Source organism: Streptomyces katrae (assembly GCF_000717655.1).
Classification (GTDB): Bacteria; Actinomycetota; Actinomycetes; order Streptomycetales; family Streptomycetaceae; genus Streptomyces; species Streptomyces katrae_B.
Genome location: NZ_JNZY01000074.1, coordinates 1 through 15,008, shown reverse-complemented (window position 1 = coordinate 15,008; position 15,008 = coordinate 1). Strand labels below are relative to the sequence as shown.

Sequence of the window (15,008 nt, the reverse complement as noted above, 5' to 3'; positions counted from 1 at the left end):
CCTTAAGCGGACCCTAACGTGCACGCGACCTCGATTCGGATGTTCTGGCAGGTCAACGATGTGAGGAATGCTCCCCCTTTGACTCCTGGGAGCCAAAGGGGGAGCCACTCACCCCATGAATCGATTCCGGCGAGATGGGAGCCTCGTCCCCATCTTCCGAGAAGGTCTCATCCATGGCCTCAGCGTCCTCGGCGATGACGGGCCGCAGCTGCCGCCTCCGATACGCCCGCTCGGTCGTAACTGCTGCCAGCATGTCTGGCCGTGCGATGACCTCGATCGGGATGCAGTGGTCGGAGAGCAGATCCTACGAAGCTCTCTCGTCCGCTCCTGTAGCCGATCGACGCCAGCCTCATCCAACTGGCTGCGGAAGTTCCGTCCTACGTAGCGAAACCATCCAACCCGACGCACACTATTTGTATGAGTCGCAGATGGTGGTGAAGGTCATGAGCCAGGAACCCGCACCTCCCGAATTGCCTAATGACAAAAAGATAAAAGCCGCCCGAGAGCGTCAAGCGTGGAGAAGATCAGAGGAGTACAGAAAGGCGAAGCGCTTAACTCTCTATTTTATTTTCTTCACACCAATCCCCGCCGCCGTGGGTGCAATTCTCACGGCCGCCATTATACCTGACCAGAAAATGATGGCGACTACATACGGAGCAACCATCGGCATCGGCATGTGGGTTTACGTCATCCTATTCTGGAAATTGTCAACCCGCAGCGAATGGAAGCAAGCGTATCGAGATCGCCTACTCTTGGGGGAAGTGCAAGAGGAGTGGAAGAAAGCCGACCTGGAAATTAGCGCTGGCGCAACAGATTTGGCTCCACTCTGGGATGCGACTCAGAAGAGGCTGGACCTCTATCATTCAATCACGACCACGCACGCCCAGCGCAGTTTCTTTTGGGGAAGGATAGCCGCAGGCGTCGGCCTCGCCACCCTTCTGGTGTCCGCGATTGTTGCAGGATTGGCGAGTTCTCCTACAGGCTCAGTCGTTGCCGGCGTTGCCGGCCTAGGGGCCGGGGGCCTCTCCGCTTACATAGGCGCAACATACATAAAAACGCAGGATAGGGCCTCTGATCAGTTGCGCGCCTATTTTAATCAGCCCGTGCAGTTCTTGAATCTTCTCGCCGCTGAACGCCTCCTCGACCGCTTGGACTCTGAAAATCAAACGGCAGCAATCCGCGACATCATCACCCTCATTGCGTCACGCCCCGCCGACCTTGAAATTTCACCAGAGAACCTAGCCAGTCACCCCCAGGGTGACTGATGATGATGACGTCGACATCCATTTCGCTGCGACACTGCCAGCGAGATGGCTCCGACTAGAATACGGGGCAAACTCGACTCCCTATTACACCCAGAGAACCCAGTTCCTGAGCGGCTGGACCTGACTTAATCACTCTCTACGCCTGCCCTCTACTTCGGAATATTGTGGGCGATGCCAACTACATGATGACGATCCTCGTTTGGCTCTTCGGAACCAAACGAGGATCCAGTGACTCATGTCGTCCCGGGCGAAATAGGAGCCGCGCCTTCACCCCCCGAGAAGATCTCGTCCATGGCCTCAGCGCCCTCGGCGATGACGGGCCGCAGCTGCTTCCGGTAGACCTGCTCGGTCGTGCTGCTGCCGCTGTGTCCGACGATGCGGGCGATCACTTCGATGGATAGACCGTGGTCGGAGAGCAGCGATACGAAACTCGTCCGCAGCTCTCGTGTCGTCCATTCCGCCGGCCGTTGGATGCCAGCCTCTTTCAGCAGAATGCGGAAGTTGCGTCGCACGTTCAAGGCCGTCCGCAGTTTCCCGTCCTCTGTGGGGAAGACGAGACCCTCGCTAGTCCACTCTCGACCGGCGGCCTTGGCCTCGGCCTGCTGCCGTGTGCAGTAGGCATCCATCACCGCGGCTACCTGCTTGGGCATGGCTAGGGATCGGCGGCTCTTCCGAGTCTTCGTGTCGCCGTGGCTGCGAACGGAGCGCCAAACGTCGACGTACGGCGGTCGCCCATCGGGGAGTCCGGTGTGAACATGCGACCAGGTAAGCGGGCGAGTTTCTTCCGGCCGCATCCCCACCAGCAACGACAGCACCACGTAGGCATGGATCCAACTGCCTGTCTTGGCACGCAGGACGGCCTCCCCCTGCTCGAGCGAGAGCGACTTGCTGGGCCTGCCTTGCCTGCCTTCCGGGGCCTCAACCAACTCAGCTACGTTCCGAACGGCTTTGCCTCTGCGCTGGGCGTGCGCGATCGACCGGCGCAGAACCGAGAGGACCAGTCGCAGAGACGTCGTCGCGAGTAGCTCAGCCCGGCCGTCGAGCCATTCGTCAACCTCATCGGCCTCCAGCAGGCGCAGCTTGGCTGCGCCCAGCTGCGTGTAGATGTGCGTGGCTGCGAGGCTGCGATAGGTGTCCACGCTCGTGGACGCCTTGCCCTTGAGTCCCTGCACGAGCCAATCCTCAACGGCCTGCTTGACCGTGTAGTTGGCCGGAGCCTTGGCTCCCTTCTCCAGCTCCTTCTTGAGATCTCGCAGCTTCCGCCGGACATCGGTCTTGGTCTTCCCAGAGACCTTGGCTCGGTTGCGCTTGCCGGCCGCGGTGGAGCCGAGGGAGATCGCGCCGACGTACCGACTCTTGGAAGCGTCCCAATAGATCGAGTCTTCGCCGTTCGCCGCCTTACGGGCGGGCACACGTTCGCCGTCCATGTGGCACCTTTCGTGCATTAGAACGGGGCCGCACCCATATGGGTGCGGCCCCGTTTGAGGGTCGTTTCGTGCTACGCGGCGGCCTCAGCCTCGCGCTTGAGTAGTTCGACGTACTCGTCGACGTACTCGGTGGGGACAAGCCGTCGCCGGCCAGAGCGCACAGTGCGCAGACGGCCCAGCCTGATCTCCTCGTAGGCGGTGGAGCGGCCCACGCTCAAGAGTTCCGCGGCTTCCTCCACGCTGTGCAGTCGCCTCTCAGGTACCACCACGAGAGCCATGGGGAGGTCTCTGTCCTTCCTCAGTCTTGGGCGATGTTGGATTCACATTGCGTTGAGTCGCGACTCAAGCGACTCAGCGCGGCTCAGAGGGCGGTCTGAGCGGGGTTGAGTCGCTTGAGTCGCGACTCAGGGGAATGTGGAGCGGACTGGTTGAGCGTGATCCCGGTGTACGTCGGAACCTGCCGGCCGTACTCGTCGCGTGGGCGTTCCCGGTGGAGCTGGGGGACGACGGACTGGAGGTTGCGGCCGAAGACCTGCTTGGTTCCGGCGCGTACGCCGTTGTCCTCGGCCCACTCGCGCCAAACGTTCCACAGGGCGTCCACGGGCACGGCACAGTCGGGACCGGTGGTGCAGCGCTCGCGGACGAATGCGCTGGTGGGGGATGCGGTGTCCTGCATGATCGTGATCGCGTCCTGGGAGGAAGCGGGCTGGGTGATCCGGCCGGTCTCCTGGAGACGGGCAAGGCCGTCGAGGGCCCAGTTCAGGATTCCGGGCATCTCGCGCTTGAGGGACTCGTCGAGGGTGGTGTCTTCCTTCCCGAGCCAGGAGACGGTCATGTTGAGGACGATGAACCGTCGGGCGATCACGCCGCTGCTGTCCCCGAAGCTGGGCAGTTCGTTGGTGAGGATCATCAACCGGGTCGGCAGTTTCCCGGTCCACAGGTCGCGGTACTTCCGGTCGATGTCGATGGTGTCCTCGCCAGAGATCGTGAGGAGCCGCTCGACCACCTGACCTCCCTCGTTGCCCGTCAGGCGGGCATCGGAGATGACAGCTAGGGGCTTGTCGACGAGCGAGGACAGTCCGAAGTTTGTGCCGAGGCTGGCCAGGGTGGGTCCGGCGATGTTTTTCTTGCCGACGAACTCGGTCAGGATCCGGGTGATGGTGCCCTTCCCGGACCGGGTGGGGCCTTTCATGAGCAGGATCTTCTGCTGGTCGGTGCGGCCGGAGAGGACGTAGCCGAACCACTCCTGCAAGGCTTGAATGGCGCTGGGGTCGTCGGGCCAAAGCTGGTGCAGGAACTTCTCCCAGGCCGGGGCCGTCGCGTGCCTGTCGTAGGCGAACGGCACCGAGACTAGGTTGAAGAAGCCGGGCGTGTGCGGTAGCAGCGCCCGGTCTCGGATCCGCAGGAGCCCGTTCTGACAGGCGACGATCGGGCTGCGGTCCGCCGCGGACGCCTCCCGGTCGATCCAGGAGGGGGCGTCCACCTCCGAGGGCAGGAGGGTGATGGCGGACAGGGCGTCCAGCAGGTTACTGAGCTTGGTGCGGGTGGGCGCCCAGTCCCTGACCTCCGGCAGACCATCCTTGTCGGTGCCGGCCACGTAGGTGGCGTGCTCCAACTGCTTGTAGAGGGCGGCGCGCATCTGCTGCTCCTCGAACTCGCGCCAGCAGGTACCGGTCCAGCGCATCCACGCCCCCCGCCACCGCCTGCACCGCAAGCGCCCCTGCTCGTCTTCCCATCCGGGCACGATCCGGCGGGCGACAGCCATCGGGTTGGACGGAGCGGAGAGCTCCTTGGCGAGGCTCATGCGGCCTTCCTCCCTTCCTGCGGAGTGATGTGGGAGCACACGGCGCGGTGGTGCTCGTGGTCGGCGATCAGGGCGAGCGCCCGCCACTGGCCGGCGGCAAACAGGTCCCGCCCACACGCGCACCAGGACCGAACGGACGGGGTCACGCCGCGTCCGGGGGCGTTGATGTGGAGCCAGGCGACGGGGCGGCGCCCGTCGTCCCAGCGCGGGTCAGAGCGAAGGGCAGAAGGGACGCCTTCGGCGACGACCTTCGGCGCGCTACTGCCGTCCGGAGTGGGGGCCGGTTCGGCGGAGCGGGGGTGGGTGGTCACGATGTCCTCACCGCAACCGCGTTGAAGCCGTTGGTGACTGCGCGGGCGGCGTACTTCTCGGGGACGCCCACGGCGACGGCGGTGTCGATGATCTGGCGTTCGATGGCCTCCAGGCCGCAGGGGCCGGGGCATGAGGTGTGCTGGTTGGCGAGGAAGCGGGCGACTCCGTAGGCGGTGCTGCCGGCGCCCTCGTCGCGGCAGGCGGCGACCATGGCCAGTCCGCGGTCCAGGGCGGTCTGGACGTAGGTGTCGGTGTGGCGACATCCGGTGGCCACGGACCGGTCCCACCGGGCGCGGGCGGGAGACGAAGAGTCCACCTCCCCGCGAAGGGGCCGGGTGGTCTCTTCCTTCAGGACCAGCGCGCGGACGGCATCCGTCAGGACAGTGATGGGGCCGGTGCCGGGGCCCCGCCACACGGTGTACGACATGAGGGACTTGATGTCGACGCCCGGCCGGACATGATTGGCGGACTGCATCGAGCCCCGGTAGATCCAGTGCTCCCCGCGCGTCGTCGGCACGGTCTTGGTCACGGGAAGCGACCGGCGGGCCCAAGCAACGGCATCGGCGTTGTCGAGGTCCACAACCGTGAAACCGCCCCCGCCAGGGTGGTAGGCGACCGCTGCGGCCTGCTGCCAGGCCCGGGCCCACTCCCGGCAGGTCAGTACGGCGGGGTCGGTCGTGGCGGCGGCCCACGCGTGGCAGGGGGCGGGGCACTGGCAGGGCCCGGCAGCCTTCATGTGGGGCCGGTCGCCGCACGCCGAGTCCGCGCATGCCGGGCAGTTCCCGAACGGGAGCTTGCCTGCCCGCAGCGGCAGTACGGGCAACCCGAGATCGGCGAGCCAGAGCGCGGTGCGGAGGTGTTCGGGTAAGGCCTGGCGGGCGAGGTCTCGCGGGAAGTCGGTCGGGTGGGTCATGCTGGTCTCTCCAGTTCTTGAGCGTGCTGGACGAGAGCGGCCCCAATCATTGGCGTGAGTGGGGGCCGCTCTCGGCATGTCGGACGGGCGAAGCGGAATCCCTGCTGTTGGTCCTGCAGGGAGGCTTGGGCACCCCCTGCCGGGGTGCGTGTGGAAGGGGTTTCGGGGGCCTGACCTGCGACGCCTCCCTGCCTCCCTCGCAGATCATTTGCGCAGGTCAGAGCCAGGGAGGCAGGTCAGGGAGGAGCTCAGGGAGTTCTCCCTGCCTCCCTGACCGTGCGGGGGTCGGCTCCCTCTACTCGGCGGCGGAAGCGGAACCGGTGTCGGGGCGGTTGGCGAGGACGCGGGCGACGCGTTCGCGGCCGATGACCATGCGACCGTCGGACTTGTACGGCTCCGCGCCGGTGCCGTCCAGGACGCGCTTGAGGTCGATGAACGACCAACGCCCGTACGCCTTGCCGTTCAGCGCGGCCAGCCGCTTCAGCGCCTCCTGCGTCAGGACGCGGGTCTCGGTGCCGAGCACGGTGAGGATGTCTGCGAGCGGGTCGTGCGCGTCTTCGTCCGGGGTGGTGTGGGCGGTGACGATGCCGGATCGCAGGGCCTTGGCTCGGTCGGCGACGAGGGCGGCGGTGTCGGTGTCGATGTAGTGGGTGCGCACGGTGATGGAGGCTTGCCCGGCGGGGATGGTGATGCCGTCGGAGGCGACGACCACGGTGCCCTTGTCGAGGCCCTGGCGGAGCAGGTGGGGTGCGGCGCCGCCGTCGACGGCCTTGTCTCCCAGCGCCATGCGCGCCTGCGACTCGGTGCCGAGGACGAGCGAGATGCGGGTGTGGGCGCCTTCACGGACGAGCTTGGGAAGGTTCTGGTCGGTAGGGTCCTGCGTGCCCTCCCACAGCAGGACGTCCACGGCCCGGCCCTGGTTGTGGATCTTCCTGACGGCCATGAAGTACCGCGACGTGGCCTTGCTGCCGCCATAGGGCTTCTTCTCGCTGTCGATGGCGGGGCACATGAACGCGACCTGCGCCTCATCGACGATGCCGATCAGCGGCGTGAACGTGGTACCGGCCGGGGCCTGGATCCGGCGTTCCATCTCCGCGACCAGCCCCTCCACCATCTCCGTTGCCCTGATGACGTGCTCGTCGGTCGGGCCCTGGATCAGGGTCGTAGCCATACCGTCGAACATGTCCCAGTCCCCGACGCCCTTGAGGTCGGCGATCCGGAACTCGACCGTGCGGTCGAGGGCAGCCCACAGGGCGAGTGCGCGCAGCGCGGCCGTCTTGCCTTGGTTCGACAGACCCGTGATCAACAGCATCCGCTGATAGACGCTGAGCGTGGCCCCGTCGCCCCGCAGGTCCTGACCCCAAGGGGCCTTACCGGTCTTGTAGTTCGCGGTCAGCGTCTCGTCGGTGACCAGCGGGGACGGGCCGATCGGCTCGTCCAGCGCGCCGGAATCGGCGATCCACAACCGGACCGTACGAGCGGCGGCCGGCAGGGTGATGAACACTTCGTGTTCGTGGCGGGCCAGGTTCTCGGCGAGCTTCCTGCGGCGGCCCTGTACCTCGGCGGTCGATACGCCGGACGGGAGGGTGACGTCGACTTCCACGCCGCATCCGGCGATCCGGATCGGGCCGAGCATCGCTGCTCCGGCATCCCCCATATCCTTGATGGCCTTGCGCAGGGGAGCAATTCCCAGGTCGCGCAGGGCGGTGACCACGATCGACGGGGTGATCGGTGCTCCCGCGTCGTCACGCTGCTGGGCGGGGAGCGCCCACTGCGGTGCGGTCTCCTGGCGGCGGCCGACGCCCCACAGAGCCAGTAACCCTAGCCACGGGCCGACCGTGACGGCCGGGCCCCACACCACGGTGGCGACCATGACCGCCCACCGGATCGCCTCGATCACCGCACCGATCGGGCCGATCACCCACGTGATGTCCTTGTTCGCTATGGCCAGCACGATCCCCAGCAGGAGCAGCCCACCGATGGTGAGGCCGGTCCCGTAGAGGGCGTTCAGGGCCATGTCCTTGGGGGCCTTGATCAGGTCCATGCGGCGGTGGTGGCGGGCGGCCCGGTAGCGAGTGAGTCGGTCCTCCCACTCCTTGGCCTCCTCGAAGTTCCCCGCGGCTTCAGCGGCGCGGATCATCCGCTCGTACCGGGACGCGGTCCGCCCGTCCCACGTCCTCTTGGCCGTGATCCGGGTCCCGCCGATGACGTACATGCCGTGCCGAGCCACCAGCCGGGCAGCCGTACGGGTGCGCTCGTCGGTCACGGCCGCACGCAGGCCCCGCCCGCGCCGGCGCCACACGCCGACCGGACGCACGGTGTCGGGTGCGGCCAGTCCGGGATCCGCCGCGGGGATCGTGTCGGTGGAAGTCTGGGGGTCTTTGAACAGGGGGACGACGTTGTCGGTCATGCTGAGAACTCCTGCTCTCGCTGACAAGTGGGCGGGTAGGGCCCGGGGCGGCCGGCGTTCTTTGGCGAGAGGGCGGCCGCGCCGGGGCACAGCTAATTCGTCTTGAGGTTCTTGGCCCTGGCCTTGCGGGCGGCCTTCTCGGCCTCGGCCGCGTCGGCGGCCTGGCGCTCCTCGCGTTCGCGGGCGCCGTCGATGATCCGGTCGACCTTCTTCTGCAGGTCGCCGAGGTGGACGTTCTCCCCGGCGATGCCGCGCTTGGCCATCCGGGCCGTGTACCAGCCGATCTGAGTGATCTCACGAGCGGTGAACTTCGGGTCCTTCGCCATGGCGTGCAGCTCCTTCCGGGGCCGGTCTGTCCGGCTCCCCTCACCACCCGGCACCGTGGCCGGATGGATCGGGCAGCCGTCAGCGGTGGCGCGAGAGCAGCAGGATCCGGATGGCGAGTGCGGCTTCGACGGCCAGGAAGGCGGTCCATCCGATCTGGCGGCCGCAGGTCCGCTGGACCCACAGCAGGGCCATTCCGAGGGCGAGGCCGAGAAGGGCGATGAGCAGGTAGCGGCTGATGGTCGTGAGCATGCGAAAACTCCTCAAGACGGTGAGGGGGAGGGGTCAGCCGCGACGGCGACGGGCCTTGCGCACGTTCTTCGCGGCCGCAGCGCCCTCGGGGGTGCCGACCGACTTCACGACGGTGTGGACGCCCCAGCCGAGCATCAGAGCGAGGAAGGCCACGAACGCGAGGCTCGCGGCCATGGAAGCCAGGGCCGCCACGAGCAGCGGGCCGAAGTAGACGCCGGCCGCGACGGCTCCGGCTCCGACCCCGGAGCCGAGCGCGATGCGCTGGACGGTGCGGTCGGGCGGGGCCTGGTGGATGTGCTGGTGGACGACCTGCGGCCCCGTGTGGGCAGCAGGCAGGTTCTCGGTGTAGACGTGGGTCCCGTCCGGGAGTTGCACGACGCCGGACGGTCGGACGGGTTGGGGCAGGTGGTTCACAGTCATCTCCCGTCAGGAGGCTTCGGGGTAGGCGCAGGGGACGCACAGGCCGAGCGAGGCCGGGATGACGTATCCGGCGTCCTGGCGACACTGCGGGCAGGTGCGGCGGGCCGCGTTCGCACGGTCCAGGGCCGCCTGTTTGGCAGGGGTTATCGGCCGGACCGGCAGGGCACGGTCGACGCGGTACAGAAACGCGGCCAACGGGCCGCGCCGGTAGCGGGGACGCAGGACCTGACCCGCGATGTCCTGACCCCCGGGCCGCAGCCCCAGGGCCCGTAACTGCCGTCGTGTGGCGAGCCCGTCCGGGGCCAGTCGCCAGGGGAAGGTGGGTATCCCGTAGCGGGCGCCGGTCGGATCGATGCAGAGGGTCATCCGGCCACCGCCTCAGCGGCAGCATTCGCGGCCCGCTCGCCCTTCAAGGTCTCGCGCAGGACGCGGGCCTTGGCCGGGGAGGTACGCAGGGCCTTGCGGATCCGCTCACCCGTCAGGTCCTCGACCGGCCACGCTTCGGTGATGCTCCGAGCCTCGGAGAGAAGCTCTTCCGCCGTGCGGACCGGTCGAGCCGATCGGGCCGACTCCGGAACCCGACCAGTCGCCCGACGCGAACGCGGAACCTCAGCAGCAGCCACCGGCACCCGGACGGCGATCGGGTCGACCACCTCGAGCACATCGACCGGCACCGGCTGCAGAGCAGGCGGCCGCGTGGCCTCTTCGATCGCTGGTTCTCCCTGCTCAACCATCGACCGATTTACATCGATCTGCACCGATTCCTGCGCAGTCGGCTCGATCGGGGGCCGGTGGTGCAGGACCTTGGCGACCAGATCGGAGCCGAAGTAGATCGACCCGACCGGCAGCGACGTCGCCAGCAGCACCAGGGGCCAGTTCGCCCAGTTGTTGGCGGCCAGTCGACCCCAGCCGACTGCCCCGCCATGCAGCGCAGGGGCCAGGCCGTGCACGTAGTTCAGGGCGAGTGAGGCGATCGTGTATCCGGCCAGCACCCGCAGTGCGAAGAGGCGGGCATCACCGGTGAGCACGAGCGCGGCGACCAGGGCGAGGGCCATCAGGCCGTCAACCACGAACGGGTAGAGCGTCGCCGCCGCGCCGTCCGCACCGATCGCGGTGGCGATGTCCCGCAGAGCGTTCCAGGAGACCCGGAACGCCATGCCGACCACGGCCACTAGGGCCACCACCAGCATCCTCTTGCCTGCCACGTTCACCGGTCGGCCTCTTCGTCGTCGAGGTCACCGGCCACCCAGATCCACGACGGCCCCCACCAGTCGGCGTCTTCGTCCGGGAGGTCCGTGGAAGCGGGCGGGGTGGGAGCGGCCGGCCGGGGCGCGGCGAAGAGCCTGCGGAGGAAGGTCCTCACGCCCTCACCTCCGGGAGCGAAGAGGCCACGGCCTTGCCGGTCAGCTCCCGGCGCGCGGCCAGCAGCCGCCGGCGAGCCCTGCGGATCCGCCGCTCGTCCAACTCGGTGATCGGCCGGTCCAGCAGGGCGATGCGTACGTCGAGCAGCTCGATCTCCGCCGAGATGACCGGCATCTCGACCTCGATCACGTCCAGCTGCGCGTCCGTCGGCCCCAAGCCGTCGGACCACGGGGTAACACGGTTCTGAAGTGCAGCGATGGATTCCATGGGTCTTGCTCCTTCTACGGAGGAACGGGCCCGAACAGCAGCCCCCGGCGTTCGAGCGCCGGGGGCTGCACTGCATTGCGGGTGAAGCGGAAGAACTCCGGCTCCCCTCGACCCCGCCCGTACGACGCCAAAGCGCCAGACGGGCGGAAGAGGCAACCGGCCGCAGCCTCGAACGGGTCGCGGAAGGGTTGAGTGCGCGAACCTCAGCCGCGCTGACCGCCTTTTCAGCTAGAGGAGGCGGTGACCACACTGTTCAGTTGTCAAAGCGCAATCGCTCCCGACTGGACGTGGAAACCCAGAGGGATCCCGTGCGGGAAGCACGGGGACCAGCCGGAGCAGGCATGGCAGGGGTAAGGCTTCGCTCCGCGTTCCTTGCGGAACCGATGCAGTACCTCTATTCCTCTATTACAGGTACTGCATCGACGTGCGTCAAGCAGATCCGCGGAGGTTCGTTGCTTCGCACCGGGACTTCCTGGCGCACCATCAGAATCGGGCCAGGTCAGAGGCGTTGTTTACCCCGCGCATGGACACGTCGGGGCGTTCTGGCTACCGTCAAGAGCTCCCAAGACGTCCCACCGGGGGTGTAGATGCCCAACGAGCGCTTACGGTCGGCCCTGCTCCTGAAGGGAATGACCATCCAGCAACTCGCCGATGCCCTCGGCGTCAACGCGAAGACCGTGGAACGCTGGATCACGCAGGGCAAAGTCCCGTACCGGCGCCACCAGTACGCCGTAGCGGCTGAGCTGGGCGTCGGCGTCACCACCCTGTGGGACGACGAACGGGCGGTCGAGTCGTCCACCGACCTCAGCAAAGCCGAGATCGTGACCATCTACCCCCACAGGCACATGGTGCCGGCGGGGCTTTGGCGCGAGATGTACGACCGCGCCCAAACGTACGTTGACGTGCTCGTTTACGCGGGACTTTGGCTATCCGAGGACCCGGAATTCCACAAGATCCTGAAGGGCAAGGTGTCGAACAACGCCCAAGTACGACTGCTGCTTGGGGATCCTGCATGCGATGCCGTCCGACAGCGGGGCATCGACGAGGGGCACAGGATCATGGATGGCAAGATCCGCAATGCCCTCATGAACTACCGGCCACTACTCGCCAGCCACCCGGATATCGGGATCCGGCTGCACGACGCGACGCTGTACAACTCGCTGTTCCGCGCCGACGACGAGATGCTCGTGAACACCCATGTGTACGGCATCGGAGCCTACTTGGCCCCGGTCCTCCACCTGCGGCGGCTCCCTGGGGGCGGCCTCTTCGACACGTACGCGAATAGCATCGAACAGACCTGGGGGCGGGCGCGCCAGGTGACCGACCACGACTTCACGGGAGCATGACCATGGGACGCATCGACTACCTTCACGACCCTGACGCACCGCCCGCCAACAGCGTCGTCCCCTCCGTCGTGGCCTTCGTCCAGAACGATGCCGACGAGGTGCTGATGATCCAGCGCTCCGACAACGGCCGCTGGGCCCTCCCCGGCGGAGGGCACGACGTCGGTGAGTCCATCAGTGACACCGTCGTGCGCGAGGTCTGGGAAGAGACAGGTATTGAGGCCGAAGTCCTCGACCTGTCCGGCATCTACACCGACCCCGGGCACGTGATGCTCTACGACGACGGCGAGGCGCGGCAGCAGTTCAGCATCTGTTTCCGGGCGCGGCTGGTGGGCGGGGAGATCCGCACGAGCAACGAGACGACGCAGGTCCGCTGGGTGCCCCCCGCGGACCTGGCCGACCTCGATATCCACTCCACAATGTGGCTCCGCATCCAGCACGCTCTGGATGCAACCCGGAGCGCGCCCTACATCGGCTGAGTCGTGCCGGCCTTCGCCTCGGAGACCCTGGTGAGCACTCGAACCGTGCACAACAGGATCTCCGGCTCGGCGCGCCGGATGAACTGCCCGATCAGGCTGTCGGACCCGTAGCGACCTGCGATCTCGTTGATTCGGTCGACAGGGTTCGTGGGAGTGCCGTCCGGCGTGGTGTTCATGTCACAGAAGCAGAGAGCATCTGCAAGGCGAGGGTCTTCGCGCGGGAACTCACCTTCGAGCTCCTCACGCAGGCCGCGGGCTTCCGCCTCCATCCAAGCGCAGGAGTGGTGGGCAACGAGCCGTACAACCCGCTCGTCTGCGTTGGCCACATCTCGGAGGTACCGGGCGCCGTCTAGCGGGTGGAAACCTGTCTTGGCCAGGTCCGGTGAGTACCCGATGTCATGCAGGACGGCAGCTGCTTCCAGGAGCTCTGCATCTGGCCCCACAATTTCCGCGATGGCCCGAGCCCGCTGCGCCACGCCGAGGGAGTGCCGCCAACGTCGGGGAAGCGGGTCAGACAGAAGGGACTCCGCAAGCGGGTAAGCCCACTCCGTAAGCGTTGCAGTACTCAAGACTTCGAGTCCTCCTGTTGGGTTGGTACAGCCCGCACTGCGCGCCGCCTGCCCTGGCCACCCTCAGTAAGCAGACCGGCAGCTTCCAGCTGAGCTAGCGCCTTGCTAACGGTGGGGCGAGACACTCCGAGCCGGTCGCTCAGCTCCCCTTCACTAAGGAAGGCTGCCCCGGCCTCCAGGCCTTCAGCCGTGATCAGAGCCGCAATGCGCTCGGGTAGCGGCCTTCGGTCTGTCACATCCCCATCTCGGACGACGCGCCACCGAGAGCCGGGAACGGGTTCCGCAATCCCCTCCTCGTGGAGCACGCGGAAGGCTCGAAGAGCAACGCCACGCGAGACTTCGTAGGTGGACATGATCTCCGCCAGTGACGGAAGCTCTCCCATGGCCACGTCCGCCACGATCTGCGCTCTGATGCCGTCGGCGATCCTCATGTAGGTGCCACGAGGGCTGGCCTTCCCTGTCACATCATCTCCTCGCTCGCTCCTCATCACGTAGCAGTCAAGGGTCGCATTCGCTGCGCCTTGTGCCGCAACCGCCATACAAGCTGGGAGACCTAGCTGTACTCAAGTCTTGCACCTCATGAAACCGCCTTCCTCTGGTGAGCGCAGGGCTGTAAGCTCCCGTGTTCCGCTTGTGGAGGTTTGGGAGGGGTCAAGCATGAAGGACGCAGATAGGATCATTGCTCAGCTCGATGAACTCATCAAGCAGGGTGAACAGCTCACCTGCATCGACCCGGACACTTTCGAAGCCGAGCATAACTATTCACACGCCCAAACCGTTATCACTCGGATGGAGGCGGCAATACAGCGGATTAGCGCACCCGATTCTGCGTACTGGATGCAGGTCGAGCGGGCGCGCGCTCGGGTAATGAGAGGCAGGCTGGATTCCACCTCGTCGGCCGTTAAGGCTCTCCGAGACGACATCCAAGCAGGCTGGCTTAGCTCGGTCGTTGAGCTAGTACACGCCGAAACATATAGCGACTACCTGGAAATGTCGGAAGACCTACTCGGGGCTGGATACAAGGATCCGGCTGCCGTGATCGCAGGTACGTCCCTCGAAGTCCACGTGCGCGCATTGTGCGCCAAGCATGGCATTGCTATCGAACACCCCAACGGGTCGCCGAAGAAAGCGGACGCCATGAACGCCGACCTGAAGAAGTCGGGTGTTTATGACGGTTTGCAGCAAAAGCAAGTCACTGCATGGCTGGACCTACGCAACAAGGCCGCTCACGGGGACTACGGAACCTACGACGATCCTCTGGTGCGACTCTTCATCGAAGGCTTGCGCGCCTTCATTCTGAGATACCCCGCCTAAATACGCATCGCCAAATGGCACTCACTTTCAGGGAGGCGGGTCACTCCCATCGGCCCATCGACTGACCAAATCGGCTTGGATGATCAGAATTTCCGCAACTCGGGCGAGCCTGGCTGCGGGGGGGGGGGCCGTGACGCTTCCAATGGTCACGATCAGAGCCGCGTCCGCCTTGTTGATGACGAACGCCGCTCCGTCGAACTACTGAACGCATATGACGATGCCCCCTGTTCCGGCCGAGGGCGGCGGGGGTCTGGGCCGTTCGTCGCCGCCCCGAGAGGGGCAGGGCCGCCAACAATGGCCAATGACGGGCCACCCAGATCTGGTTGGAGCAGGGGTGGGAACGTGGTCTGCATAGCGGGGGGATGAGGGCACGGCTTCCTGCCAGTGAGAAGGAAGCGACGCGCGCGGGGAGCCAGATGGGGAGCCACCGGTGGCGACACAGGGCAGATTCTCCTGGACTGACCTGGACGGTGGGGAGCCAGAGGCCTTGGGGTGGAAGGGCTCCGCAGGCCCCCTTCCTGAGGCCCTGCTTACCGCTGCCTTAAGC

Annotated in this window: 19 protein-coding genes; 4 read left to right on the top strand and 15 right to left on the bottom strand. The window is 66.3% G+C overall.

Translation table 11 applies throughout. From position 1 onward, the window contains the following. Positions 1-428: 428 nt before the first annotated feature. Entirely contained in the window at positions 429-1,265 is an 837-nt protein-coding gene (locus tag IF09_RS46175; RefSeq protein WP_158710203.1) for a TRADD-N-associated membrane domain-containing protein, read from the top strand. 233 nt (positions 1,266-1,498) lie between these two features. Here IF09_RS46175 and IF09_RS0138850 read toward each other — a convergent pair whose 3' ends face one another. The 13 genes from IF09_RS0138850 to IF09_RS0138795 form a co-directional block, all read right to left on the bottom strand. Further along, on the bottom strand, positions 1,499-2,692 hold the full coding sequence (locus IF09_RS0138850; RefSeq protein ID WP_030304167.1) for a site-specific integrase: 1,194 nt from the start codon (positions 2,690-2,692) through the stop codon (positions 1,499-1,501). A 71-nt stretch (positions 2,693-2,763) separates the two neighbouring features. Next, positions 2,764-2,970, bottom strand: a complete 207-nt coding sequence (locus IF09_RS0138845) for an excisionase family DNA-binding protein (protein WP_030304166.1) — start codon at positions 2,968-2,970, stop codon at positions 2,764-2,766. Positions 2,971-3,053: 83 nt separating this feature from the next. Next, positions 3,054-4,496, bottom strand: coding sequence for a DNA primase family protein (locus tag IF09_RS0138840; RefSeq protein ID WP_037637197.1), 1,443 nt, complete (start codon positions 4,494-4,496; stop codon positions 3,054-3,056). Continuing rightward, the gene (locus IF09_RS44260) at positions 4,493-4,807 is read right to left on the bottom strand and encodes a hypothetical protein (protein ID WP_234321333.1); all 315 of its coding nucleotides are present in this window, start codon (positions 4,805-4,807) and stop codon (positions 4,493-4,495) included. The genes IF09_RS0138840 and IF09_RS44260 overlap by 4 nt, the downstream gene beginning before the upstream one ends. Next, complete coding sequence (locus tag IF09_RS0138835; RefSeq protein WP_051833646.1) at positions 4,804-5,721, bottom strand: bifunctional DNA primase/polymerase; 918 nt, start codon at positions 5,719-5,721, stop codon at positions 4,804-4,806. The genes IF09_RS44260 and IF09_RS0138835 overlap by 4 nt, the downstream gene beginning before the upstream one ends. A 295-nt stretch (positions 5,722-6,016) precedes the next feature. Further along, positions 6,017-8,131, bottom strand: coding sequence for a cell division protein FtsK (locus IF09_RS0138830; protein ID WP_030304162.1), 2,115 nt, complete (start codon positions 8,129-8,131; stop codon positions 6,017-6,019). 92 nt (positions 8,132-8,223) lie between these two features. Then, entirely contained in the window at positions 8,224-8,457 is a 234-nt protein-coding gene (locus tag IF09_RS0138825) for a DUF6257 family protein (protein ID WP_030304160.1), read from the bottom strand. 79 nt (positions 8,458-8,536) lie between these two features. Then, positions 8,537-8,707: a hypothetical protein gene (locus IF09_RS46170; RefSeq protein ID WP_158710202.1), complete on the bottom strand. Its 171-nt coding sequence runs from the start codon at positions 8,705-8,707 to the stop codon at positions 8,537-8,539. 33 nt (positions 8,708-8,740) lie between these two features. Then, on the bottom strand, positions 8,741-9,127 hold the full coding sequence (locus IF09_RS0138815) for a DUF6251 family protein (RefSeq protein WP_051833644.1): 387 nt from the start codon (positions 9,125-9,127) through the stop codon (positions 8,741-8,743). A gap of 6 nt (positions 9,128-9,133) precedes the next feature. Further along, on the bottom strand, positions 9,134-9,493 hold the full coding sequence (locus tag IF09_RS0138810) for an RRQRL motif-containing zinc-binding protein (protein WP_030304156.1): 360 nt from the start codon (positions 9,491-9,493) through the stop codon (positions 9,134-9,136). Further along, entirely contained in the window at positions 9,490-10,338 is an 849-nt protein-coding gene (locus IF09_RS0138805) for a DUF2637 domain-containing protein (RefSeq protein WP_030304154.1), read from the bottom strand. Before IF09_RS0138805 ends, IF09_RS0138810 begins: the two co-directional genes overlap by 4 nt. Then, complete coding sequence (locus IF09_RS46165; RefSeq protein ID WP_158710201.1) at positions 10,335-10,490, bottom strand: hypothetical protein; 156 nt, start codon at positions 10,488-10,490, stop codon at positions 10,335-10,337. Before IF09_RS46165 ends, IF09_RS0138805 begins: the two co-directional genes overlap by 4 nt. Continuing rightward, positions 10,487-10,756 carry a DUF6284 family protein gene (locus tag IF09_RS0138795; protein WP_030304152.1) on the bottom strand — a complete coding sequence of 90 codons (270 nt, stop codon included), beginning with the start codon at positions 10,754-10,756 and terminating at the stop codon, positions 10,487-10,489. Before IF09_RS0138795 ends, IF09_RS46165 begins: the two co-directional genes overlap by 4 nt. 587 nt (positions 10,757-11,343) lie before the next feature. Here IF09_RS0138795 and IF09_RS0138790 point away from each other — a divergent pair. Together IF09_RS0138790 and IF09_RS0138785 are read left to right on the top strand one after the other, a co-directional pair. Then, the gene (locus IF09_RS0138790) at positions 11,344-12,102 is read left to right on the top strand and encodes a helix-turn-helix domain-containing protein (protein WP_030304151.1); all 759 of its coding nucleotides are present in this window, start codon (positions 11,344-11,346) and stop codon (positions 12,100-12,102) included. A gap of 2 nt (positions 12,103-12,104) precedes the next feature. Further along, a complete protein-coding gene (locus IF09_RS0138785) occupies positions 12,105-12,578 on the top strand; it encodes an NUDIX hydrolase (protein ID WP_030304150.1) in 474 nt (157 codons plus the stop codon). Here IF09_RS0138785 and IF09_RS0138780 read toward each other — a convergent pair. Together IF09_RS0138780 and IF09_RS0138775 are read right to left on the bottom strand one after the other, a co-directional pair. Then, positions 12,566-13,147 (bottom strand): HD domain-containing protein, encoded by a 582-nt coding sequence (locus tag IF09_RS0138780; RefSeq protein WP_030304148.1) that lies wholly within the window; start codon positions 13,145-13,147, stop codon positions 12,566-12,568. The two genes, IF09_RS0138785 and IF09_RS0138780, sit on opposite strands and share 13 nt — an antisense overlap. Continuing rightward, positions 13,144-13,500, bottom strand: a complete 357-nt coding sequence (locus tag IF09_RS0138775) for a GntR family transcriptional regulator (protein ID WP_324606893.1) — start codon at positions 13,498-13,500, stop codon at positions 13,144-13,146. Before IF09_RS0138775 ends, IF09_RS0138780 begins: the two co-directional genes overlap by 4 nt. A 304-nt stretch (positions 13,501-13,804) precedes the next feature. Between IF09_RS0138775 and IF09_RS46660 the strand changes: the two genes are divergently transcribed. Further along, positions 13,805-14,461 (top strand): hypothetical protein, encoded by a 657-nt coding sequence (locus IF09_RS46660; protein ID WP_199920545.1) that lies wholly within the window; start codon positions 13,805-13,807, stop codon positions 14,459-14,461. The last annotated feature ends 547 nt before the right edge of the window (positions 14,462-15,008 follow it).